The sequence below is a fragment of the Fulvimarina pelagi HTCC2506 genome (assembly GCF_000153705.1).
Lineage (GTDB): Bacteria > Pseudomonadota > Alphaproteobacteria > Rhizobiales > Rhizobiaceae > Fulvimarina > Fulvimarina pelagi.
In genome coordinates this window covers 1,818,090-1,840,500 of sequence record NZ_DS022272.1, presented here as the reverse complement: position 1 = coordinate 1,840,500, position 22,411 = coordinate 1,818,090, and the positions used below count along the sequence as shown (strand labels likewise).

Annotated in this window: 19 protein-coding genes; 8 read left to right on the top strand and 11 right to left on the bottom strand. The window is 62.4% G+C overall.

The genetic code is table 11. The features are described from left to right. Nucleotides 1-9 precede the first annotated feature (9 nt). Together FP2506_RS18345 and FP2506_RS08605 are read left to right on the top strand one after the other, a co-directional pair. Entirely contained in the window at nucleotides 10-1,590 is a 1,581-nt protein-coding gene (locus FP2506_RS18345; protein ID WP_007067060.1) for a precorrin-8X methylmutase, read from the top strand. After that, on the top strand, nucleotides 1,580-2,794 hold the full coding sequence (locus tag FP2506_RS08605) for a bifunctional cobalt-precorrin-7 (C(5))-methyltransferase/cobalt-precorrin-6B (C(15))-methyltransferase (protein ID WP_007067059.1): 1,215 nt from the start codon (nucleotides 1,580-1,582) through the stop codon (nucleotides 2,792-2,794). The genes FP2506_RS18345 and FP2506_RS08605 overlap by 11 nt, the downstream gene beginning before the upstream one ends. Before the next feature lie 4 nt (nucleotides 2,795-2,798). On the opposite strand, the gene FP2506_RS18710 is transcribed toward FP2506_RS08605, so the two are convergent. From FP2506_RS18710 to FP2506_RS08595, 3 genes are read right to left on the bottom strand one after another with little or no spacing between them, the layout of a single operon-like run. Then, entirely contained in the window at nucleotides 2,799-2,963 is a 165-nt protein-coding gene (locus tag FP2506_RS18710) for a hypothetical protein (RefSeq protein ID WP_007067058.1), read from the bottom strand. Beyond that, entirely contained in the window at nucleotides 2,963-3,970 is a 1,008-nt protein-coding gene (cydB, locus tag FP2506_RS08600; RefSeq protein WP_007067057.1) for a cytochrome d ubiquinol oxidase subunit II, read from the bottom strand. Before cydB ends, FP2506_RS18710 begins: the two co-directional genes overlap by 1 nt. 13 nt (nucleotides 3,971-3,983) lie before the next feature. Continuing rightward, the gene (locus tag FP2506_RS08595) at nucleotides 3,984-5,417 is read right to left on the bottom strand and encodes a cytochrome ubiquinol oxidase subunit I (RefSeq protein ID WP_007067056.1); all 1,434 of its coding nucleotides are present in this window, start codon (nucleotides 5,415-5,417) and stop codon (nucleotides 3,984-3,986) included. Between the two features lie 540 nt (nucleotides 5,418-5,957). Here FP2506_RS08595 and FP2506_RS08590 point away from each other — a divergent pair. Continuing rightward, on the top strand, nucleotides 5,958-7,523 hold the full coding sequence (locus FP2506_RS08590) for a helicase HerA domain-containing protein (RefSeq protein WP_007067054.1): 1,566 nt from the start codon (nucleotides 5,958-5,960) through the stop codon (nucleotides 7,521-7,523). 21 nt (nucleotides 7,524-7,544) lie between these two features. On the opposite strand, the gene FP2506_RS08585 is transcribed toward FP2506_RS08590, so the two are convergent. Then, nucleotides 7,545-8,426 (bottom strand): DMT family transporter, encoded by an 882-nt coding sequence (locus FP2506_RS08585; RefSeq protein ID WP_007067053.1) that lies wholly within the window; start codon nucleotides 8,424-8,426, stop codon nucleotides 7,545-7,547. 450 nt (nucleotides 8,427-8,876) lie between these two features. On the opposite strand from FP2506_RS08585, the gene FP2506_RS08575 reads away from it, so the two are divergent. Beyond that, complete coding sequence (locus FP2506_RS08575; protein ID WP_007067051.1) at nucleotides 8,877-9,470, top strand: hypothetical protein; 594 nt, start codon at nucleotides 8,877-8,879, stop codon at nucleotides 9,468-9,470. Here the strand turns inward: FP2506_RS08575 and FP2506_RS08570 are convergent, their stop codons facing one another. From FP2506_RS08570 to FP2506_RS08560, 3 genes are read right to left on the bottom strand one after another with little or no spacing between them, the layout of a single operon-like run. Continuing rightward, complete coding sequence (locus FP2506_RS08570; protein ID WP_007067050.1) at nucleotides 9,471-10,277, bottom strand: fructosamine kinase family protein; 807 nt, start codon at nucleotides 10,275-10,277, stop codon at nucleotides 9,471-9,473. It abuts the gene before it with no gap. Further along, entirely contained in the window at nucleotides 10,274-10,756 is a 483-nt protein-coding gene (locus FP2506_RS08565) for a low molecular weight protein-tyrosine-phosphatase (RefSeq protein WP_007067049.1), read from the bottom strand. The genes FP2506_RS08570 and FP2506_RS08565 overlap by 4 nt, the downstream gene beginning before the upstream one ends. 38 nt (nucleotides 10,757-10,794) lie before the next feature. Further along, nucleotides 10,795-11,850 (bottom strand): MBL fold metallo-hydrolase, encoded by a 1,056-nt coding sequence (locus FP2506_RS08560; protein WP_007067048.1) that lies wholly within the window; start codon nucleotides 11,848-11,850, stop codon nucleotides 10,795-10,797. Nucleotides 11,851-12,107: 257 nt separating this feature from the next. Between FP2506_RS08560 and FP2506_RS08555 the strand changes: the two genes are divergently transcribed. Beyond that, nucleotides 12,108-13,496 carry an MFS transporter gene (locus FP2506_RS08555; protein WP_007067047.1) on the top strand — a complete coding sequence of 463 codons (1,389 nt, stop codon included), beginning with the start codon at nucleotides 12,108-12,110 and terminating at the stop codon, nucleotides 13,494-13,496. Nucleotides 13,497-13,508: 12 nt separating this feature from the next. Here the strand turns inward: FP2506_RS08555 and FP2506_RS08550 are convergent, their stop codons facing one another. The 3 genes from FP2506_RS08550 to FP2506_RS08540 form a co-directional block, all read right to left on the bottom strand. Then, complete coding sequence (locus FP2506_RS08550) at nucleotides 13,509-14,243, bottom strand: RlmE family RNA methyltransferase (protein WP_007067046.1); 735 nt, start codon at nucleotides 14,241-14,243, stop codon at nucleotides 13,509-13,511. Further along, complete coding sequence (locus FP2506_RS08545) at nucleotides 14,243-15,190, bottom strand: Ppx/GppA phosphatase family protein (protein ID WP_425277083.1); 948 nt, start codon at nucleotides 15,188-15,190, stop codon at nucleotides 14,243-14,245. Before FP2506_RS08545 ends, FP2506_RS08550 begins: the two co-directional genes overlap by 1 nt. A gap of 1,081 nt (nucleotides 15,191-16,271) precedes the next feature. Next, the gene (locus tag FP2506_RS08540; protein ID WP_007067044.1) at nucleotides 16,272-16,760 is read right to left on the bottom strand and encodes a MarR family winged helix-turn-helix transcriptional regulator; all 489 of its coding nucleotides are present in this window, start codon (nucleotides 16,758-16,760) and stop codon (nucleotides 16,272-16,274) included. A gap of 165 nt (nucleotides 16,761-16,925) precedes the next feature. Here FP2506_RS08540 and FP2506_RS08535 point away from each other — a divergent pair, with 165 nt between their 5' ends. Continuing rightward, nucleotides 16,926-18,983: a M3 family metallopeptidase gene (locus FP2506_RS08535; RefSeq protein WP_007067043.1), complete on the top strand. Its 2,058-nt coding sequence runs from the start codon at nucleotides 16,926-16,928 to the stop codon at nucleotides 18,981-18,983. A gap of 4 nt (nucleotides 18,984-18,987) precedes the next feature. On the opposite strand, the gene FP2506_RS08530 is transcribed toward FP2506_RS08535, so the two are convergent. Continuing rightward, entirely contained in the window at nucleotides 18,988-19,686 is a 699-nt protein-coding gene (locus tag FP2506_RS08530; protein ID WP_081448302.1) for a GntR family transcriptional regulator, read from the bottom strand. A 161-nt stretch (nucleotides 19,687-19,847) separates the two neighbouring features. Between FP2506_RS08530 and FP2506_RS08525 the strand changes: the two genes are divergently transcribed. Together FP2506_RS08525 and FP2506_RS08520 are read left to right on the top strand one after the other, a co-directional pair. Further along, entirely contained in the window at nucleotides 19,848-21,053 is a 1,206-nt protein-coding gene (locus FP2506_RS08525; protein WP_007067041.1) for a CaiB/BaiF CoA transferase family protein, read from the top strand. Nucleotides 21,054-21,104: 51 nt separating this feature from the next. Then, nucleotides 21,105-22,403 (top strand): TRAP transporter large permease, encoded by a 1,299-nt coding sequence (locus FP2506_RS08520; protein WP_007067040.1) that lies wholly within the window; start codon nucleotides 21,105-21,107, stop codon nucleotides 22,401-22,403. Nucleotides 22,404-22,411: the final 8 nt, after the last annotated feature.

The window sequence follows — 22,411 nt, the reverse complement described above, 5'->3', positions numbered from 1 at the left end:
TCACATCGTTTGCCGCTTTTTGATGCTTATGTCGTCGTCGACTGGTCCGCCGCCAATGTGCCGGCCGTCGGCGCGAATTCGATCTGGATGAGCTTTGCCGAACGCGAGGAAAACGAGGTTCGGCCGATCGAAACGGTCAACGTGTCGACACGCGCAGGCGCGATGGCCAAGCTCCGCCAGTTCTTCCGCGAGCGACTCGACGCAAACCAGCGCGTCTTCGCCGGCTTCGATTTTCCCTTCGGCTATCCGCGCGGTGGTGCCGAGGCGATTTCCGGAGAGGCCTCCTGGCAGTCACTCTGGAGCTATTTCGCCGGCAACATTCAGGATCTGGACTCGAACCTCAACAATCGGTTCGAGATCGCTGGGCGACTGAACCGCGACAAGCTCGCCCATGCCCCGATGTTCTGGGGACGGCCGGAATTCCAAGACATTCCCGGTCTTTCACCGAAGAAGCCCGAGCCATATCCGGACGCCCTGGCCGAAAAGCGCATCGCCGAGGGCCGTACGGACCGCGCTCAGCCGGTTTGGAAGATGCATTATACCGGAAGCGTCGGCAGCCAAGCGATGACCGGTATCGCCCAGCTCGAAAGGCTGCGAGGGGACGAGGAATTCGCCGAGAAGATCGCAGTCTGGCCGTTTGAGACACGCTTTACAGAAGTGATGGACGCGCCGATCGTCCTCGCCGAAATCTATCCGAGCCTTTTCGATATCCAGCGGCAGAGCGGGCGACCCCTCGACGCCGATCAGGTGGAAACCTTGGCGGAAATCTTTGCCAAGCGTGACATCGAGAATCGCTTCAAGTCCTATCTCTCCGTTCCTGCCGATCTTTCTCAGGAAGATGTCGAGACCGTTGTTGCCGAAGAAGGCTGGATCGTCGGGCTCGGCTGGCAGCAGGCGGCCGGCACCGGAGCGTCTTCGGAGAACGGAAACGGCGGCAAACGACGCCTCGACTATCTGCGCTCGCCCGAACAGATCTATGCGGAGAGTTTCCGGCAGATCCGAGAGGCCATCGATCTCTCACGCTTCGACGAGGAGGCGCATGATCTGGTCATCCGGATCGTCCACGCCTGCGGTATTCCGGAGGTTGCGGAGAGCCTGACGATCTCCGAGGACGCCGTCGCCAGCGGGCGTGCCGCGCTTGAGGGGAGCGCGAGCGTCATCGTCGATTCGGAGATGGTAGCCCACGGTGTCATCCGCTCGGCGCTTCCGGCGGAAAACAAGGTAGTCTGCCGCCTCAACCTTCCCAAGGTCCGCGAGATCGCGCGACGCGACGAAACCACTCGGTCCGCCGCACAGATCGACCTATGGAACGACGTCATCGAGGGCTCTGTCGTCGCGATCGGCAACGCACCGACGGCGCTCTTCCGTCTGCTCGAAAAGCTCGACGAGGGCGGGCCGAAGCCGGCGCTGATCATCGGCCTGCCGGTCGGGTTCGTAGGAGCCGCAGAAGCGAAGGCCGAACTGAAGTCCAATCCGCGCGGCGTGCCCTTCATCACCCTCGATGGCCGCCTTGGCGGCAGCGCCATGGCGGCGGCGGCGGTCAACGCACTTTCGAAGGGGCTCGGTCTGGGAGAAGGCGATGGCGGCTGACGCGGCCTGGCTGACGGTCGTCGGGATCGGCGAGGACGGGCTTTCGGCGCTGTCCGACGAGGCCCATATCGTTCTCGCCGAAGCAGACGCGATCTTCGGCGGCGAGCGTCATCTCGAAATGCTCGGCGCCACCCGGGCCGAACAGACCGCCTGGACCTCGCCCTTCGAGGCCAATCTCGATGCGATCGAGAATCTTGCCGGAGAGAATGTCGTCGTTCTCGCGACAGGCGATCCGCTCTGGTACGGCGTCGGCGCGACGTTGGCGAAGCGGTTCGGCTCCGATGCCATTCGCGTCATACCCTCTCTTTCCGCCTTCCAGCTCGCCGCCGCGCGTCTCGTGTGGCCGCTTCAGGACTGTGTCTGCCTGACGGCTCATGGCCGGCCGGTGGAGAACCTCGTTCGCCACACAGCGCCCGGCGCCCGGCTGATCGTCCTGACCGGCGGCAGTGAGGGGCCTCGCGAGATTGCAAGGGTTCTGACGGCTCGTGGATACGGCCAGAGCCGACTTTATGTCTGCGAAAATCTCGGCGGCTACGACGAACGCGTGCGTGAAACCGGCGCCGCCGGTTTTCATCTCACAGATATCATGCCGTTGAACACCGTCGCCATCGAATGCCGCGCGGGCCCAGCCGCGACGCCGCGTCCGCGTTTGCCAGGCCTGCCCGACGACGCCTTCGTCCACGACGGAAAGATGACCAAGCGCGTCATGCGGGCGCTCGCCCTTGCGGCCCTCGCGCCGATGCCGGGGGATCTCCTCTGGGATGTGGGGGCGGGCTGCGGTTCCATCGGCGTCGAGTGGCTGCGCGTCGATGCGCGGCTCTCTGCGATCGCCATCGAGCCGCGCGAGGACCGTTGCGCGATGATTCGCGAGAATGCGACCGCCCTTGGAACGCCCGATCTCCAGATCGTCGCAGGAGAGGCACCGGTCGCCTTTGCGGGCCTTCTTGCACCGGATGCGATCTTTATCGGCGGCGGACTTACCGACGGAATCTTCGATGCCTGCTGGGAGAATCTCAAGCCGGGCGGGCGTCTTGTTGCCCATGCAGTGACGCTGGAGTCGGAAGTGATCCTGATCGATCTTCACGCTCGCCTCGGCGGCGAGCTCTCACGCATCGGGGTCGAAATCGCCGAGAAGGTCGGACCTTATCGCGGATTCAAGCCTTCGATGACCGTCGTCCACTGGCATCAGACGAAGACGGCCTGACGCTTCAGAGGATCATCCATCTGATGGCATAGGCAAGCGCCGAGACCGCTCCCACGCCGCCGATCCAGAAAAGCACGAACCAGCCGAGCCGTTTCGGAAGCGTTTCCGGCGTCTCCGGTTTGCGGACACCCTTTCCGCACCCTTCTGTTGTACCTTCGAAGCGCGGCATCAGTGATATCCGGTGTCCGCCGAAACTTTCCCGCGGAAAACCCAGTAGGCATAGGCGGTGTAGATCAAGATGAGCGGGATCAGAACACTCGCCCCGACCAGCAAGAAGATCTGTGAATTCTCAGGCGCTGCCGCCTCGTAGATCGTGACAGTCGGCGGGATGATGAACGGCCAGAAGCAGATGCCGATACCGACATAGCCGAGAACGAACAGAGAGAGCGCCGAGATGAACGGTCGGATTTCGCCGCCCGTCAGGAGCGAATGGAAAAGGCTGAAGGCAGCGAAAGCCGTAAAGATCGGTACCGGCATGACATAGAAAAACTCCGGCAGAGCGAACCAGCGCGCGAAGAACTCGTCCTCCAGAAACGGCATCCAGAGCGAGACGCCGCCGATCGCGCAGAGCGTAATGACGCCGAGAAGCAATGCGTACCGCCGCGCAATGCCAGCGATCTCGCCTTCCGTCTTCATCACCAGCCATGTGGCGCCGAGAAGCGCGTAACCGAAGACGACGGCGAGGCCCGTCGCGATCGAGAAAGGCGTCAGCCAGTCCCACCAGCCGCCTGCATAGGCCCGTCCCTCGACCTCGATGCCCTGGACGAGCGTGCCGAGGGCGATGCCTTGGGAGAACGCCGCGAACAGCGAGCCGATGAAGAAGGAGACGTCCCACAACCAGCGTCCGCGCTCGGTCTTGAAGCGGTATTCGAAGGCGACGCCGCGGAAAATGAGAGCGAGAAGCATGACGATGATCGGCGCGTAGATCGCCGGCATGATGATCGCATAGGCCAGCGGAAAGACTGCGAAGAGCCCTCCACCGCCGAGGATCAGCCATGTCTCGTTGCCGTCCCAGATCGGCGCGACGGAGTTCATCGCGATGTCGCGATTGGTGCCGTTGCCAAGGAACGGGAAGAGGATGCCCGTGCCGAGATCGAAACCGTCGAGGATCACATAGGTGATGACCGCGAAGGCGATGAGGAAGGCCCAGATGACGGTGAGATCGACTGAATACATCCTTGGGCTTCCCTCACTCCGCCGGTGTGCCGGCCGGGTCCGGGCCGCGCTGGCCTTCCAGCGCCTGCACCGGCGTCACGCCGGCCGAGCGGATCGGCTGATGCGCCGGTTCGTCGAGATCCCACGGCGACGGCTCCTTGCCCATCAGCCTGACGATGTAGAAGGTCCCGGCGCCGAAGAGGATGAAATAGACGACGATGAAGGCGACGAGCGATGTCCCCACCGCCTCGACCGCGACTGGCGAGACGCTGTCGCTGGTCCGCAACAGGCCGTAGACCGTGAAGGGCTGGCGACCGACCTCGGTGGTGATCCATCCGGCAAGCACGGCGACAAAGCCCATCGGCCCCATCGCGACGCTCGCGCGGTGCAGCCAGGTGCTTTCGTAGAGCGTGCCCCGGTAGCGCGCCCAGAGCGCCCAGAGCCCGATGCCGAGCATGGCAAAACCCAGCCCGACCATCACCCGGAACGACCAGAAGACGATGCCGACATTCGGCCAGTCCTCACGTGGGAATTCGGAAAGGCCCTGTATCTCCCCATCGAGCGAGTGATCGAGAATGATCGAGCCGAGATAGGGGATCGAGACGCCATACTTCATCTCGCCGGCTTCCATGTCCGGAATGCCGAAAAGATAAAGCGGCATCGCGCCGTCCGAATTCGTTTCGAAATGACCCTCCATCGCCGCGATCTTCGCAGGCTGATGCTCGAGCGTGTTCACCCCGTGAAGATCGCCTGCCATGATCTGGATCGGCGTGACGATCGCGGCCATCCACATCGCCATGGAGAACATCATGCGAGCGCCCGCATTGCTCCGGTTTCTGAGAAGATGGAAGGCCCCGACACCGCCCACGATGAAAGCCGTCGTCAGGTAGGCGGCGAGCACCATGTGGACGAGGCGGTAGGGGAAGGAGGGGTTGAAGACGGCGGCCCACCAGTCGGTCGCCACGAACTGGCCGGCATCGTTGATCTCAAAGCCCGCCGGCGTGTGCATCCATGAGTTCACCGAGAGTATCCAGAAGGCCGAGCCGACCGTGCCGATGGCGACCACCCATGTGGCGATCAGGTGCAGAGTGGGGCCAACCTTCTTCCGGCCGAACAGCATGATGCCGAGGAAGCCGGCTTCGAGGAAGAAGGCGGACAGCACCTCATAGGCCATCAAGGGACCCAGGATCGGCCCCGTCTTGTCGGAGAACACAGACCAGTTCGTGCCGAACTGGTAGCTCATGGTGATGCCGGAGACGACGCCCATACCGAAGGCGATCGCGAAGATCTTCACCCAGTAGCGGAAAATGTCCATAAACACTTCCCGACCGGTGATCGTATGAAGGCTGAGCACGACGGCGAGATAGGAGGCCAGCCCGATCGAGAACGCTGGAAAAATGATGTGGAACGACACCGTGAAGGCGAACTGGATGCGGGCGAGGAGGACGGGATCGAAACTTTCGAGCATGTCGAGGCTATTTTATCCGGAGCTTCAGGACCGGCGAAACACTTACGCGGTGTCTTACCGGGTTGTACATAAGCGCGTTGTGTTGCCCGAACAGCAGATTGCGACGATTTTGAACAAGGCCATAGTCCACAACTTGACGTTTCGTTAGATGGCGGAACGACCCGTCGAAGTCTCTTTGCGAAACCTTCAATTGTCCACAGGACTTGTCTGTGGAAAGCGTCCACGGTGCGGTCCAAACAGTGAAACGGGTGTTAAAAGGCTCGCGTCGCCGGCGTGGTTGGTGGACCCCGCATCGTCATTTACCGACATGCGGAACGACGCATAAATCGACATCATTCGAGCGGCCCTTCCGAGAGATGAAAGTCTCTCCGAGGGGTCGTTCCGTATGCGATATCCGCCTGGCCGGATTCAGCTGTGGATGGCCGCAGATACGATCCAGAATGTTGCGCCGTCCCATGTTAGGTGGTCGCCAGGCAGGCGCGAGAGCTTTCGACCATACCGTCACCGTCCGCTTGCTCTGACCAAGGAGCCCTGATTACAGTGACAGTCGCGGTCGATTTAGGAACCACCCATACCGGCGAACCGGCGGAACTCGACCTCGAGGAACTGCTTTCGACCCGGCTTCTGGTTCAGGGCAACTCGGGTTCCGGCAAGTCTCACCTCCTACGCCGGCTTCTGGAGAAAAGCGCGGGCTGGGTGCAGCAGGCGATCATCGATCCGGAAGGCGATTTCGTCACGCTGGCCGATCGCTACGGGCATGTCGTTGTCGACGCCAATCGCACGCCGAACGATCTCGCGCGGATCGCAAATCGCATCCGCCAGCATCGGGCTTCGGTCGTCTTGACGCTTGAAGGGCTGGACGCCGACGTCCAGATGCAGTGCGCGGCGGCCTTCCTGAACGGACTCTTCGAGGCCGACCGCTCCCACTGGTTTCCGATGCTGATCGCCGTCGACGAGGCGCACCTCTTCGCGCCCGCCATGGCCGGCGAGCATTCCGAAGAGGCCCGACGTGCCTCGCTCGGCGCGATGACGAACCTCATGTGCCGCGGCCGCAAGCGCGGGCTTGCCGGCGTCATCGCCACCCAGCGCCTCGCCAAGCTCGCCAAGAACGTCGCGGCGGAAGCCTCTAACTTCCTGATGGGACGAACCTTTCTCGACATCGATATGCAGCGCGCTGCGGATCTCATCGGCATCGACCGACGCGGGGCCGAGCGCTTTCGCGACTTGGAGACCGGCAACTTCATCGCCCTCGGTCCCGCGCTCTTCCGCCGCCCGATCCCGATCCGCATCGGCGCCGTCGAGACCGCCGCCCGCTCCGGTCGCCCGACGCTGATGCCGCTTCCCGACGTTTCGCCGGACGCTCTCGCCGATCTGGTGCTGACGGCGCCCGAGCCCGAACGCAGTCCCGAGAGAGGGTCCGTCCGCCATAGCGAGATGCCGCCTTGGCAATCCGTTTCGGCCTGCGAGCCGCCACGCGTCGAAACCTCCGAACTCCTCTCGCAGGTGATCTCCTCCGGTCCGGCGAACGATCCCGGCTCGCCTGTCGACGAGGATCCGCGCACCCCGGAAGAACGGGCCGAGGCTGTCGATAGGATCTTCGCAGAAATGCTCGACGATCCCGACGCTGCCTTCCGGCCCGTACCGGTGCTCTACCAGGAATTTCTGACCCATTGCCGGCTGAAGCGGCTGCGCGGCGCCGAAACCGACATGGGTGCCTTTCGCCGCCGGCTGTCGCTTGCGCGCGCGGGCATCGCCGGTGATGAAACCGATGACGAATGGGCCGATGTCGTCGCCGTCTCGGCCGAACTTCCCGAAGAGATGCAGGGCGTGTTCATGATGCTCGCGCGCGCTGCCCGCGACGAAGCCGAATCTCCGTCCGACGTGATGCTGGCGAAAGCCTATGGCAGCCACTCCCCGTCCCGTGGTCGGTTTCTCCTGTCCTTCATGGAGGATCGGGGCCTGATCGGTGTCGAGAAGGATTTTCGCGGCAACCGGGTCGTCATGATCGCAGCCACCGGTTGGCGCACGAAACTGCCCGAGGTCACCCTCGACAGCATCGACGAAGCCCGCGCCCGCCGAGCGGCCCGAATGGCGCGCAAAGCCTGATCGGCCCATAGGCGAGCCTCTTCAGCGGTTTCGGATCAGCGGCGTTCTCTGCCACCAGCGGGTCATCTTTCTCTCTCGGATAAACGTAAACAGGCCGGACGCCCCGATCAGAGCCATGCCCGCGTAGGCGGTCGCATCCGGAAACTCGCCGAAGAAAAGAGCGCCGAGCACCGCCGCCCAGACGATCTGGCTGTACTGGACCGGTGCGACATAGGACGCGGGCGCAAAGCGTGTGGCGAAGACCAGTCCCGTTTGTCCGAGCCCAATGCAGAGGCCCCCGAAAACAAGCAGCCCCATGAATGGCATCGGATCGGCGAATGTCGGCACCATCAGAATGCCGTTGAAGATCACGGCGCCCAGAAGAACGCTTCCGATCAGGGTCACACGCCGTTCGCTCGGTCCGATCATGCGCAGCACCAACACCGTTCCGGCGCCACATATGGCAGCAGAGATCGCCGCGAAATGCCCCGGCACAAGCTCCTGAAAGCCGGGACGTACGACAAGGATCACGCCGGCGAGCCCGGTGACGACGGCGCTCCATCGCCGCCAGCCGATTGTTTCCTTCAGAAAAATCGCCGCGAAAACGGTGACGAAGATTGGAAGCAAAAAGATCAGCGCATAGGCCTCTGCAAGCGGCAAGGTCGTGAAGGCGAGAACGGCGCTCAACATGCCGACGACGCCGAAAAGTACGCGCAGACTGAGAAGAAATGGCCGGTTCGGTACGAAGACGTTGCGCCAGTTGTCCTCTGGACGCTTGGTAAAGAGAGCCGGCAGGATGGCGAAGAGAGAGGTGAAGAACCCGATCTCGTAGATCGGCAGGTCGTCGCCCAGCGCCTTGAGGGTCGCATCTCCGCAGGCGAACGCGAAATAGCCCGCGAAGGCGATAAGAATGCCGATTTGCATGGAATGACGAAGCCGCCGGAATGGTGAGTCGGCGGCTGAATATCGGTTTTCGAAGCGGGGAGACAGCACGCCAACGAAACTACACGAAGGCTTGATCGAGAGTTCTTGTGGGGATGCCGTCGGAGCGTACGCCCGCCAGAGGATGCCAGACACGAAAAAGGACGGCGAGGGGAGCCGTCCTTTTTCATATGCGGGGTATTTGCGATCGAGGGGGGATGATCGCTTGGGGTATCATGGAAACATAGTGCTTAAGCTTTGGTTCCGTCCGCTTCGGAAAAAAACGTGTCTGTTCGATTTTTTTCGAAAGCCTCCAGAATGACCGGCTGGTGCTCGCTTCGGGAGCACGTATTTTCGACAGGCGAAATCGTACGAACCGTCGCTGCCTCGACGGTATTGAAGATGCGGCTTTTCTGGTAATCGAAATGAAGGCAACACGTCAGGAAAGCGCGCATGTCTGCATTGAAGGCATCCCGCCTCGAAAAGGCGGCCATGACGGTTATCGAAGCTAACGGACCCGAAGCAACCGGCAAGACGCGTTCGCGGTTCGCCGCCGCCCTTTTCGTCCGGGGGCAGTCCGAGGCCCGGCGAAAGATCGAGGAGATCGCGCCGAGCCATGTCATCTCGATTACGCTGCCCGGTCATTCCTATCTTGGTCCGCGCGGCATTCCTGCCGACCGGCAGTTATTCGTCAGCTTCGACGACGTGGAAGACGAGACCGCGCCGAACGCGCCCGATACGGCGATGGTGAAACGCATCCTCGAATTCGCACGGGCCGTTCCAGAGGACGGCAAGCTTCTTGTCCACGGTCTGCTCGGCGTCCGCCGGTCAGCTGCCGTCGCGCTTGGCCTGCTGGCGGATCGCTTGCCGCCCGTCGAGGCCGCTCAGGCGCTCGCACCGCTCTGCTCCCAGCCACCCGATCCGCATCCGCTCGTCCTGAAGCTGTTCGACGAGGTGCTCGATCTCGATGGGGCGCTTGGCGAGGCAGCCACGATGCGGTTCGTGCAGGGCAGAGGCGCTATTCTGCGCCGCGCAACCGGGACCTGATCAAACGCCCAACTGATCCAGAAGCCGCTCGACCAGCCCGCGATAGCCGCTGCCGAACAGACGCAGGTGAACCAGCGCCGGCCAGAGCGTGTAGATCGCGCGGCGATCCTCGTAGCCGGGGTCCAGTTCGCCATAGGCTGCATAGAAGGCCGCACCCGGCGAACCGAAAAGGTGCAGCATTGCGAGGTCGACCTCGCCATGGCCGTAGTAGCATGCGGGGTCGATCAAGCCGGTGATCCGATCGCCGGAGGCCATCACATTGCCGGACCAGAGATCGCCATGCAGCAAGGAAGCGCCCGGCGCTGCCGGCAGGCGGTCGGCGAGACCTTTCGCGAGCTTCTCGATCCGTGAGGCTAGATTGCCGGGAATGTGCGGTCCATTATTAAGGAGGCGGTTCTCGGCCCAGAAGCGCGGCCAGTCGTTCGACCAGCCGTTCGGGATCTCGACCGCGCCGAAGGCGAAGTCGCAATCCCAGCCGTAACTCTCGCCGGTCGCTGCATGGAGAGTTCGCACTGCCGCGCCGATGCTTGCCCAAGCGCGCGAGAGGCTTCCATCGCCCTCGACGATCTCCATCACGAAGACTGTGTCATCGGCAGCAAACACTTCGGGGGCTGGGGCGCCGCTGCCGCGGATTGCTTCCAGCATCCGCGCTTCTGCTCTTGGCGTAGGGCCGCCCTTCACGATCGCCGAGCGTCCGTCGGTGAGTTCGATCGAAACGAGGTGGGATAGGCTGCCGCCGGCGAACGACCGCGAACTGGACAGCGAGCCACCGAGCAGCCGCGCGCCTTCCTCCGCAAGTGCATTCATGAGATTCGGCGCTGCCCTGCAAGCGATGCGGCGAGTGCCTTCGCGCCGGAGGATACGTCCGCCCAGGTCGTCTCGAAGCCGTCCGCGCCGCCGTAATAGGGATCGGCGACTGGCTCGCCCTCCCGCCCGTCGACGTGGTCAAGCAGCAGGCTGAGGGTGGCGGTCGATCCGGCGGGTCGCAGACGCTTGAGATTGGCAAGGTTCTCACGGTCAAGCGCGACGATATGGCTGAACCGGTGAAAATCTTCAGGCTCGACCTGACGCGCCGCATAGCCGGAAATGTCGACGCCGTGGCGCTCTGCCAAAGCCTGGGCGCGCTCGTCCGGCGGGTTGCCGACATGCCAGTCGCCGGTGCCGGCCGAATCCACCGCGACGTCGAGCCCCAGCTCTCCCGCCTCGCGCGTGAAGGCAGCTTCGGCCAGCGGCGAGCGGCAGATATTGCCGAGGCATACGAAGAGCACGGCCGGTCTTTCCGCCATCGCGGATCTCCTCTCGGATATCGAATGGGGTCGTGCGGCTACTGTGCGCCTTCCTCGGTCTCGGCCGCCACTTCGAACTGATAGCTCGCGGGTACAAAGCGGTAGCCGCCGTCTTCCATCTTCTCGGCGTAACCCACCGCCGGGAACGGCATGTGGTAGCCGATGAAAGGCAGGCGCTCCTCGGCGATCCGGTCGAAGACGCGCTTGCGGGTCTCGACGGCCTGTTCCTTGTCGAGATCGAATTTCACGTGCCATTCGGGCTTCTGCAGCGAAGCGACGAAGTGGTTCGCGGTATCGGCCGTCAGCATGAGCCGCTGGCCCTCCGATTCGATCTCGAAGATCATGTGGCCGGGCGTGTGGCCGAAGGCTGCGATTGCGGTGATGCCAGTGACCACCTCCTCGCCGTCATTGACGAAAGTGAATTGGTCTTCCAACGGCACGAGGAGCTTGGCGACAAGCTCGGCATTGTCAGCTCGCGGTCCGGACTTGGCCTCGTCGGAGGTCCAGTAGTCCCACTCGGCCCGGCCCGCTACATAGCGGGCATTGGGGAAGACGGGGCTGCCATCGGCGGTAACGAGGCCCTGGATGTGGTCGCCGTGGAAATGCGTCAGCACGACGATCGTCACCGAATCGGTCCCGTAGCCGGCCGCTTCCATGCGCTCGACGAGCTTGCCGAACCCGTTTTCCCGCCCGCCTTCGCCGAAGCCGGTATCGAAGAGGACGAGATTGTCGTCGAGTTCCACGAGGACCGGCGTGAAATAGGAGATGATGCGCTCCTCCGGCAGGAAATTCGCCCGCATCAGTTCGGCCATCGCCTCCTGGCTCTGTTCCATGCCAAAGGTCGGGAACGGGCCTTCGCCGGGCCGCTCGCCGTCGAGGACCGTGGTGATCCGCGCATAGCCGAGGTCGAACCGGGTCCATCCGGGCTTCATCGTCTGGGCTCTGGAGATATCAGCCTCCACTTCCGTGTTTTCCGCCGGGTTCCCGTCCTGGGCGCGGGCGCCGCCGACCATTCCGGTGGCGGCGAGGCCCAGGGCCGAGCCCGCCGCAAGTGCCTGCCGGCGCGTCATGCGTTCGCTCTGTCTGTCGGTCATCGCTGTTCACTCCGGGCTGTCCTCGAAAGCTATTGCGAACGGAATTTGGTCGGAATCGACCATCGGCAAGATGAGATGGGCGGAACGTGATCGGCGTCGACATCAATGCCCGCGCCGGGCCGTCTCCGGCCGTTCAACGCTGGGTCGCCCCTACGACGCGGTGGATGAAAACCTATGTTCCGGCTCCCGCTCGGGTTTTGTGGCCGTTTTCATGCGCCGCGATCGCAGACAGCCTTCCGACCGCCAGGAGATAAGGATTGAACCGGATCGTTCCGATCGTGCTTGCCGTCGCGCTCTTCATGGAGACGATGGACGCCACCGTCATCGCGACCTCCCTGCCGGTCATCGCGGCGGACCTCGATACGAGCCCAATCGCGCTGAAGCTCGCCCTGACGAGCTATTACGTCTCCCTGGCGATCTTCATTCCGGTCTCCGGCCGCCTTTCGGACCGCTTCGGCGCCAAGAACATCTTCCGTCTGGCGATCGCCGTCTTCATGGCCGGTTCTCTCGCCTGCGCCGCCGCGTCCTCCCTCGAGAGCTTCGTCGCCGCGCGCTTCCTGCAAGGAATGGGCGGGGCGATGATGACGCCGGTCGGCCGGCTGCTTCTCGTCCGCGCGGTGCCGAAGTCTGACCTTGTCAACGCGATGGCCTGGTTCACGATTCCGGCGCTGATCGGCCCGCTCATCGGTCCGCCGCTCGGCGGCGCGATCGCCACCTATTCCGACTGGCGCTGGATCTTCCTCATCAACTTGCCCATCGGCGCGATCGGCATCCTTCTCGCGACGCGCTACCTGCCGTTCGTCGAAAGGGTGCGCGGCGTCTCCTTCGATGCGCCCGGCTTTCTTCTGTCCGGCTTTGCCTGCGCGGGCCTCGTCTTCGGATTCTCGATCATCTCGCTGCCGGCGCTGCCGCCTGCCTTCGGCGTCTTCCTGGTGGCGACCGGCGCCGTCTCGGCCGCGTTTTACGTCCGCCATGCGCGGCGTGCCGCGACGCCGATCGTGCGGCTCGAACTTCTCAAGATCGCCACGCTGCGGGTGAGCGTCGTCGCTGGCACGCTGTTTCGCGTCGGCACGGGGGCCGTGCCCTTCCTTCTGCCGCTGATGCTGCAGATCGGTTACGGCTACACCGCCCTCCAATCGGGCCTTGTTGCAAGCGCCTCAATGGGCGGCGCGATCGTCATGAAGGTGCTCGCCAAGCCGATCCTCAGGCGCTTCGGCTTTCGCTCTACGCTGGTCTGCTCGACGCTGGTTGGCGGCGCCCTTATCGTGGCCATCGGGCTTGAAACCTTATCTGGGTCGATCCTCGCCCTCGCTGCGCTGCTGCTCGTCGGCGGCTTCTTCCGATCGCTCTTTTTCACCGGCATCAACACGCTCGGCTTTGCCGATCTCTCCACGAAGCAGACCGGTGATGCCACTGCGATGATGGCGGCGACACAGCAGGTCTCGATCGCCATGGGAGTCGCGATCGCTGGCATCGTGTTGGAGGCCAGTATGGCTTTCATGGGAACGACGACGCCCCAGATCGGTGATTTTGCGATGGCCTTCGTAGTCGCAGGCGTATTGATGATGACGGCGGCTTTACCGTTCCTCTCGCTTGCGCCCGAGGCCGGTGACGAGGTGGCGGGGCGTTCGGTGCCGGCGGAGTAGGAGGCGCCAGTCTTACCCGAGCGGGCCGGCTTCCGTGTCTTCCATCGCATCAACAGCTTCGCTCTCGCGGCGGCCCTTGAAGTCCTTGGCGAGGATGTACAGTTCGACCGAGCCGTCACGGCTTGCGGGCGGTTTGACGTGGTGGACTGCCTTGAAGTTGCGTTTGAGGAGTTCGAGCAGGTCGCGCTCGGTGCCGCCCTGGAATGTCTTGCACAGGAAATGCCCGCCAGGCTTCAGCGTCCGCACGGCGAAATCCGCTGCGACTTCGCAAAGGTGCATGGTGCGGAGATGGTCCGTCTGGCGATGCCCGATCGTCGGGGCCGCCATGTCCGAGAGGACAATGTCCGGCGATCCGCCGAGCGCTTCCATCAGCCGATCCGGCGCTTCGTCGTCAAGAAAATCCATGAGCAGGATTTCGGCGCCGGAGACGGGGTCGACCTCCAAAAAGTCGATGCCGACGACGCGGATATCGTCGTTTTCCGAGCCCACCCTCTCGACCGAAACCTGGCACCAGCCGCCGGGCGCCGCGCCGAGATCGACCACGCGCTGGCCGGGCTTCAGGAGCTTGTAGCGGTCGTCCATCTCGATCAGCTTGTAGGCGGCGCGCGAGCGATAACCGTCGGCCTTTGCCTGCCGGACGTAAGGATCGTTCAGCTGCCGCTCGATCCAGCGGCGGGACGAGGCCTTGAGCCCGCGCTTCTTCTTCACCTTCACATGAAGGCCGCGGGGATTGTTCGTTCTGGCCATCAGGCGCTCCGTCTGCCCTGCCGGTCCCAGACGCGGTCGGCAATCATCATTTCGATCAAAAGGCCTTCCCGAAGGCCGCGATCGGCGACCCGCAGAGCCTTCGCGGGCCAGACCCGGCGAATGCCTTCCAGGATCGCGCAGCCGGCGAGCACCAGATCGGCTCGGTCGCTGCCGATGCACGGATTCGCCACGCGTTCCTCGAAGCTCCAGCCGAGGATGCGCTGCACGAGATCGTCGGCTTCCTGTCGCGTAAGCCAGAGCCCGTCCACCTGCCTTCGGTCGTATCGTTCAAGGTTGAGGTGAATGCCAGCAAGCGTCGTCACGGTCCCAGAGGTACCGAGAAGATGGAACTTCGGCGTATCGATCAGTTTGTCGAGGCGGTCGCGGCCGGGGAAATCGGAGATCATCTCCGTCGTCTCGACGATCATCTTCTCGAAAACTTCGGGTGTCACGTGCCGTCCGCCGTGCCGCTCGGCCATCGAGACGACGCCCACGGGAAGGGACGTCCATGCGACGATGCGGCTCGCCAGCTTGCGGGTCGGCCCATCGCGAAGATCGAGGAGGGCGATCTCGGATGATCCTCCGCCAATATCGAAGAGCACTGCGCCGCGTGTGTCCGGGTCGACTAACGAGCCGCAACCCGAGACGGCAAGCCGGGCTTCGGCCTCTTGGCTGACGATCTCGAGCTTCAGCCCGGTATCGCGCTCGACACGCTCGAGAAACTCCTCACCGTTCGCAGCCGCGCGGCAGGCCTCCGTCGCGATGAGACGCATGTGTGTGACGTTGCGCGCCGCAATCTTCTGTGCGCAAACGCCGAGCGCTGCGATGGCGCGGTCCATCGCGTCGCGCGACAACGATCCGGTCCGGCCGAGCCCTTCTCCGAGACGTACGATTCGGGAGAAGGCGTCGACGACGCGGAACTGGCCGGGACGGGTCGGGATAGCCATCAGCAGACGGCAATTGTTGGTACCGAGATCGAGAGCCGCATAAACTGGCGGAGGACTCGACTGTGCTCGCTGCGCAGATCCGTTCGTATCGTTGGCGGCCAGTCTTCGGCCGTCGCCATTCCTCGTCCTGGTGAATTTGGCTGGCGCGGGACCTTGCGGTGGCGCCTGACGCTCCTGCGTCTGCTCGCCCGGAGCTGTCTGTCGACCCGACGCCCGTGGCTTGCGGCGACGGATTTTCCGCATGCCGCGCTGGTTCGAATCTTGCTTTTTTGCCTGCTGGGTAGCGCGCTTTGCGGAGCCATCTCCCGTCACGTCTGTTTCGGACGACCTTTTCGAAAGGGACCCGTCATTCTCGCGGTTCTTGCTCGCTGCGTGCTTGCGACGACGGCGCTTCTGACGTTTGGAAAGCCGTGTCGGATCGGTAGGCGAAGCTTCGCCGGTCGCCCCGTCATGCACTGCAGAGCTTTGACCGTCCGGCTCGTATCTGCGGCCCTGCGACCCATTGCTGCGCCGATGATCCCGGTCCGAGGGGTCGTCTGTTCGGGCGACGCTAGTCGCAATTGTCACGTTCGGGCGTTGTTGAACATCAGCCGGCGAACCGTCTGGCGTCGTGCCACGCCGCCGGTCGGAATCGTCCAGTCGGGGAGGTGGTCGCGAATGATCGCGCGCCGCCACTCCGCTTTGCTTCGTATACGGGGCGAAGGAAGGCTTCGCTTCCCGTTTCGATTTCAAATCAGACGATCGACTTTGGCGGTTCCCTTCCTTCCCGCTTTCCAACTATTTTCTCCGGCGCACTGCTCCGTTGACCACGGAGTGCACCTCAACCGTTCCTGTGTCGGGTAGGAGTGTACCAAGCCGTGACGGCGAAACAAGGGTGGCGGATTTCCCGGAAGGAAGAGCTATCGAACGAGCGTAAACAACGCCAGATCAGAGAGTTATAGCTGGAGCTTTAGAAAATGGATCTGCCACTTGTGCTGTCACGCTCATGTCACGTTTCGGTCGACACGACTTCGCATCTTTCACAGGGATAAAGGAACCGGAAGGCGCACCGACATCCGGAAAACGCGGGTGGGTCGAAGACTCAGGCTATTGGAACAGGCTTCCGTTGAACATCGTCCGAGACGATGATCGGCTCGCTAGTCATGTTCTCGCGGACATGGCTGAGCAGGCGTTCAATTTCATCGCGTTCGCCATCGGAAAGGCCGCGCGTGATACGATCGTAAACTTCGAGCGTGATCGGCCGGGCATTAGCGAAGACGTTGTCGGCCTTGTCGGTCGTGTTGATCACCTTCGCACGCCTGTCGTTCGGGTCCGGCGAGCGTTTGACGAGGCCCCTCGTCTCGAGGCGGTCGAGATAGGCTGAAAGTGTCATCGGCTCGACGCCCATCCGCTCGGCCAACACTGCTTGACGACTGCCTTCGTGGCGGGCCACGTGCGACAGCGCCCGGATCTCGCCGGGTGTGAGGTCAATCCCGGCGTCGATGACCGCTTTTTCCAGCTGTTGCCTGAAGAGCCTTGCAACATCAGTTAGGAGAAAACCAAGAGAATTACCGGCATCGGGATCGGACATTGAATACTCAGTCGATGATTCGGCGCAAAGCCAAGAAAACTCGTAACAAATGCAATATCAACTGACTTTTCTGATGTGAAGCCTGTTTCCTACGTTAAGGTTAGAAAACGCGGCTTGGCTAAGTGAATATGCACGTATAGCGACCAAACAGAGATTGAGAATAATATGTCTGCCTTCACTTACGAAATTCACGACCGGAACACCGAAGAATTCAGACGTCTCTTGTCGATGTCCGCGAAGAAGAGTGCAGGAAATTTCGAGCAGGCGTTCTTTCGCGCGATCGAAGACCATGCTCGCGAAATCGCAGCGATCTCCGAAGCAAGAGAAGCTCCCAGTTTTACGAACACGATCAGAGCGTTGGAGGCGTCCGGTGCCTCGCTCTCGGAAGTCTCTCGTGCCTTCGCAGTTCTGGCCGGCACTTCGACGACACCGGAGCTCCAAGCGCTCGAGCGAAAGATCTACCCGGTTCTGTCTCGCCATTTTTCCGCTATCTCGCTCGATCCGAAGCTCTTTGGCCGTGTCGAAGCCGTTGCGAAGAATGTAAACGAGATGGCGGAAGCTTCGCCGCAAGCACGGCGACTGACTGCCCGAATGTATAAGCGCATGATGCGTGCTGGCGCCATGCTCGATAAAGCCGATCGCGATCGGCTCGCCGACATCGAAGCGCGGCTGTCTGAACTCTTCACAGCCTTCGCGCAGAACATTCTTGCCGACGAGAATGCCTGGTTCCTCGAACTCGGGGACGACGACTTGGCAGGGCTGCCGGCGTGGCTTGTCTCGTCCCTGCAGAACGCCGGCGCAGAACGCGATAAGGCCGGCGCGGTCCTGACCTTGTCCCGTTCGCTGATCGTGCCTTTCCTGCAGATGAGCGAGCGAGCTGATCTGCGCTCGGTAGCCTTCGAGGCCTGGACCCGGCGCGGCGAAAACGTTGGACCATCGGACAACCGGCCGATCATGGCCGAGATCCTGAAGCTACGCACCTTGAAGGCACGGCTTCTCGGTTTCGAGACCTATGCCGCGTTCAAGCTTGAAGACCAGATGGCAAAGTCGCCGGATCAGGTCCGTGACCTGCTGATGCGCGTTTGGAAGCCGGCGCGGGCGCGTGCCGCGGCCGATGCGGCAATCCTGCAATCGATCGCTGAGAATGAGGGAGTCAACCGGCCCCTCGCTCCCGCCGACTGGCGTTATTACGCCGAGAAACGCCGCCGGGCCGAACTCGATTTCGACGAAACTGCGCTGAAGCCTTATTTTTCGCTGGACCGCATGATCGCAGCCGCTTTCGACGTCGCGAACAGGCTGTTCGGACTGACATTCGAGCCGGTCTCGAACCTGCCGATCTGGAATGATGATGTCCGAGCATGGAGGGTGCTCCGCGCCGATGGAACGCTCCAGGGCTTTTTTCTCGGGGACTATTTTGCGCGTTCCGGCAAGCGTTCGGGAGCCTGGATGAGCGTTCTGCGTCCACAGCACAAGATGGGCGAAGGCCAAACGCCGGTCGTCTACAATGTCTGCAACTTCTCCAAGCCGCATGCCGGCGAACCGGCTCTTCTGTCGCTGACTGACGCAACGACGTTGTTCCACGAATTCGGCCATGCGCTGCACGGTCTACTCTCCGATGTCGATTTTCCGAGTCTGTCGGGCACGTCCGTGTCGCGCGATTTCGTGGAACTGCCCTCGCAGCTGTTCGAGCACTGGCTGACCGTACCGGAAATCCTCGATCGTCACGCCACACATATCGAGACCGGCGAGCCGATGCCGCGCGAACTCGTTGCCAAGCTGCTCGCGGCGCGCACCCTTGATGCCGGCTTCGATACGGTCGAATACACCGCCTCTGCGATCGTCGATCTCGATTTGCACGAGAACGCCGGCGACAACCCGAACCCGCTCGAGATCGAGCGCGAGAGCTTGCGCAATCTCGGCATGCCGGAGGCGATCGTGATGCGCCACCGGACGCCGCATTTCGCACACGTCTTCTCAGGTGAAGGCTATTCGGCGGGTTACTACAGCTATCTTTGGTCCGAAGTCCTCGATTCCGATGCCTTCGAAGCGTTCGGCGAGGCCGGCGACCCCTTCCATGTCGAGACTGCCGAACGGTTGCTACGCCATGTCTATTCGGCGGGAGACAGCGAGGATGCCGACGCTCTCTATCGCAGCTTTCGGGGCCGCGAGCCGGATCCTGCAGCGCTGATGCGCAAGCGTGGCTTTTCCCATAGGGCGGCCTAAGCCGTCACCGGCGACATTTCTCTGCTTCGACCACGCTCGCCAGCGAGTTTCGCGCGCCTAGAATATGGGCGCGCATCACCGCTTCGGCCCAATAGACGTCACGCGAGCGGATTGCGTCGATGAGCTTCCGGTGCTCGTCAACACTGCGGGCGATCTCCTCGCGAGAAAAGCTTGTGTAGGTGTTGATCAGAAAACCAATATCCATCAGCCGGCTTGCGGACTCGGCCAGCGTCGCATTGCCGGAGGAATCCAGAATACGCTGGTGAAACGCCTTGTTGAGAAGCGAAAGAGTTTCGACGTTCTCAGTCTCTCCGATATCCGCCGCTTCGAAGTCCGCCTCCATCTCGTCCTGTAGCCGCTTCAGCTCATCGAGATCGGCGTCGGTGCGCGATCGCGCAGCAAGGCCGGCGGCCGCACTCTCGAGAAGCGCTCTGACGTCGTAGATGTCGGCGATTTCGCCTGCCGAACGGCGCTTGACGATCGTGCCTGAACGAGGCGTCATCTCGACGAACCCGTCGCCCGCCAATCTGACGATTGCAGATCTCACCGGCGTGCGACTCGCGCCGAAGCGTTCGGCTAAAAGCTCCTCCGTCAGCCTTTCGCCAGGACAGAGTTTGCCGGTGAGAATGCACCGCCGTATGTCCTCGTAGACCCGGTCCGCTGCCCGCAAACGGGGCTTTCCTTTTTCTCCTCTGGCCGACATTTCGAGACCTCATTGGATACAATTTTGGGCAATTGCGCTTAGAAACCGAAGATTGCTTGACGAATTGGATACAATAGGTTTCACTCCCGGCAAAGAGGCAAATGCCGCCGATGCAACGGCGGACGGGGCGACGGTAGCGTTCCGGCCAGGGAGGAACATGAATGAGCGCAGGCGCGCGAAAGCCGCTCGAAGGTATCAAGGTGCTGGAGATGGGTCAGCTGATCGCTGGCCCGTTCTGCGGCCAACTCCTGGCCGACTTCGGTGCAGAGGTCGTAAAGGTTGAGCCGCCGAAAACCGGCGATGCCATGCGCCAGTGGGGCCGGGCAGACGAAGAGGGCCGTCCACTCTGGTGGCCCGTCATCGCGCGAGGGAAGAAGTCACTTACGCTCAATCTCCGTGAGAAGGCGGCACAGGAGGTCGTGCGCGATCTTGCCCGTGAGGCCGATATTCTGGTCGAGAACTTCCGCGTCGGGCGTATGGAGGAGTGGGGTCTCGGCTACGACGCGTTGAAGGCAATCAATCCACGCCTCATCATGGTCCGCGTCACAGGTTTTGGGCAAACCGGACCCTACCGCGAGCGCGCAGGCTTCGCCTCGGTCTGCGAAGCGATGGGTGGCATGCGCTATATCGCCGGGTATCCCGACCGTCCCCCCGTCCGCGCCGGCATCTCGATCGGCGATACGCTTGCGGGTCAGAGCGGTTTCCAGGGTGCGCTTCTGGCGCTCCAGCATCGCAATGCCACCGGTCAGGGCCAAATGGTCGATGCGTCGATCTACGAGGCGGTGCTTTCGGTCATGGAAGCGGTCGTCACCGAATACGACAAGGGCGGCCATATCCGCGAGCGCTCCGGCAGCTTTCTGCCGGGTATCGCCCCTTCCAACGCCTATCCGACCGCTGACGACCAATCGGTGATCATCGGTGCGAACCAGGACAGTTTGTTCCAGCGCCTCTGCAAGGTGATGGGTCGACCCGAGCTCGCGGCGGACGAGCGCTATGCGACGCATCGCGCCCGAGGCCGCAATCAGTCGGAGATTGACGGCATTATTGGCGAATGGTCTTCGCAACATAAGGCTGCCGAGATCGTCGACATGCTTTCCGACGCCGGTGTGCCGGCCGGTCTGACCTACCGCGCGTCCGATATGCTCGACGATCCGCACTATCAGGCCCGCGAGTCGATCACGCGTGTCGAAGATCCTGAGCTCGGCTCCACAGCCATGCAGAACGTCTTTCCGAAACTTTCCGAATCGCCCGGTGGCATTGCCCATACCGGTCCGAAGCTCGGCGAGCACACCGATGCCATCCTCAAGGACTGGCTTGGCTACGACGATACCGCCATCGAACGTTTGAGGTCGGCGAATGTCGTCTGAAGGTTTGCTTCGTATGCGAAACTCTAATCCCGACCCGAAGGAGAGCGATCGATGATCGAGCCTATCATCGTCGTACTCATTCTGCTTGGCCTGATCGCGCTTGGTGCGCCGATCTTCCTTGCGCTCGGCGCGGCTGGTCTGACAGGCCTCTACATGGCACGCGGGTCGATGGCCTTCTTCTTCGGGCCGACCTCACTGTTTGGTCAGCTGAACTCGTTCGAACTCCTGGCCCTGCCGCTCTTCGTACTGATGGGGGCATTCCTAGCGGCTACGCCGGTCGGCGCTAACCTCTTCAGGGCGGCCGTCATCTGGCTGCAGTGGCTCCGTGGCGGTCTTGCAATCTCTACGGTTGGAGCCTCGGCCGTCTTCGGCGCGGTGAGCGGCGTCTCGATCGCAGGCGTCGCGGCGGTTGGCTCGATTGCCGTGCCGCAGATGCTGGAGCGCGGCTATTCGCGCCAACTCGCTGCCGGCAGCGTCGTTGCCTCCGGCGCGCTCGCCATGCTGATACCGCCGTCCGTACCCCTCATCATCTACGGTGCGGTATCCTCGGTTTCGGTCGCCGATCTCTTCATCGGCGGCATCGTGCCCGGCATTGCGTTGGCTGTGGCCTTGGCGATTTACATTTACTTTCGCGCTTTGTTCAATCCGGCAGAAGCGCCGCAGGCCGAGCGGGTAGACTATTCCTGGGGTGATCGACTGAGGGCGCTCGGCGGTATCTGGCACGCCGTTCTTCTCATTGTCCTCGTTCTCGGCGCCATCTATTCCGGCATCGCGACGCCCAGCGAGGCTGCAGCATTTGGCGCTGTCGGCGCATTCCTCGTCGCGGTCGGCATTTTCCGGTGCCTCGACTTCAAGGGTGTGATTGGCGTTCTCGGTCAGAGCGCACGGATCTCCGGCGCAATCCTAATCATCATGGGATGTGCGCGTATATTCGGCGACTATCTCAACCTCGTGCGAGTGCCCGACGCGATCACCAGCCTCCTCATCGGCACCGATCTGCCGCCGGAGGTTATTCTCATGCTCATCATGCTGATCCTCGTCGGACTCGGCATGCTGGTCGACGCCGTTTCACTCATCGTGGTCACGACGCCGATCCTGTTGCCCCTCATCACGACGCTCGGATACGATCCATTGTGGTTCGGAATCATCCTCGTGATGAACCTCGAGATCGCGGTCATCACGCCGCCGGTCGGGCTCAACCTCTACACCCTCAAGGCCGTGGCGCCGATGCTGAAGATCGAGGAGATCGTCCGCTCGGTACTACCCTTCGTGGTCATCCAGTTCCTGATGCTGGCACTCTTCGTACTTGCGCCTTCCATCAGTCTCTGGCTGCCCAATCTCATGCGTTAATCCAATGG

Bases quoted from the DNA above. Each gene is read 5' to 3' on its own strand.
- FP2506_RS08605 (WP_007067059.1), top strand. From the start codon at position 1,580: ATGGCGGCTGACGCGGCCTGGCTGACGGTCGTCGGGATCGGCGAGGAC.
- FP2506_RS18710 (WP_007067058.1), bottom strand. From the start codon at position 2,963: ATGCCGCGCTTCGAAGGTACAACAGAAGGGTGCGGAAAGGGTGTCCGC.
- cydB (WP_007067057.1), bottom strand. From the start codon at position 3,970: ATGTATTCAGTCGATCTCACCGTCATCTGGGCCTTCCTCATCGCCTTC.
- FP2506_RS08595 (WP_007067056.1), bottom strand. From the start codon at position 5,417: ATGCTCGAAAGTTTCGATCCCGTCCTCCTCGCCCGCATCCAGTTCGCC.
- FP2506_RS08585 (WP_007067053.1), bottom strand. From the start codon at position 8,426: ATGCAAATCGGCATTCTTATCGCCTTCGCGGGCTATTTCGCGTTCGCC.
- FP2506_RS08575 (WP_007067051.1), top strand. From the start codon at position 8,877: ATGTCTGCATTGAAGGCATCCCGCCTCGAAAAGGCGGCCATGACGGTT.
- FP2506_RS08570 (WP_007067050.1), bottom strand. From the start codon at position 10,277: ATGAATGCACTTGCGGAGGAAGGCGCGCGGCTGCTCGGTGGCTCGCTG.
- FP2506_RS08565 (WP_007067049.1), bottom strand. From the start codon at position 10,756: ATGGCGGAAAGACCGGCCGTGCTCTTCGTATGCCTCGGCAATATCTGC.
- FP2506_RS08560 (WP_007067048.1), bottom strand. From the start codon at position 11,850: ATGACCGACAGACAGAGCGAACGCATGACGCGCCGGCAGGCACTTGCG.
- FP2506_RS08550 (WP_007067046.1), bottom strand. From the start codon at position 14,243: ATGGCCAGAACGAACAATCCCCGCGGCCTTCATGTGAAGGTGAAGAAG.
- FP2506_RS08545 (WP_425277083.1), bottom strand. From the start codon at position 15,190: ATGGCTATCCCGACCCGTCCCGGCCAGTTCCGCGTCGTCGACGCCTTC.
- FP2506_RS08540 (WP_007067044.1), bottom strand. From the start codon at position 16,760: ATGTCCGATCCCGATGCCGGTAATTCTCTTGGTTTTCTCCTAACTGAT.
- FP2506_RS08535 (WP_007067043.1), top strand. From the start codon at position 16,926: ATGTCTGCCTTCACTTACGAAATTCACGACCGGAACACCGAAGAATTC.
- FP2506_RS08530 (WP_081448302.1), bottom strand. From the start codon at position 19,686: ATGTCGGCCAGAGGAGAAAAAGGAAAGCCCCGTTTGCGGGCAGCGGAC.
- FP2506_RS08525 (WP_007067041.1), top strand. From the start codon at position 19,848: ATGAGCGCAGGCGCGCGAAAGCCGCTCGAAGGTATCAAGGTGCTGGAG.
- FP2506_RS08520 (WP_007067040.1), top strand. From the start codon at position 21,105: ATGATCGAGCCTATCATCGTCGTACTCATTCTGCTTGGCCTGATCGCG.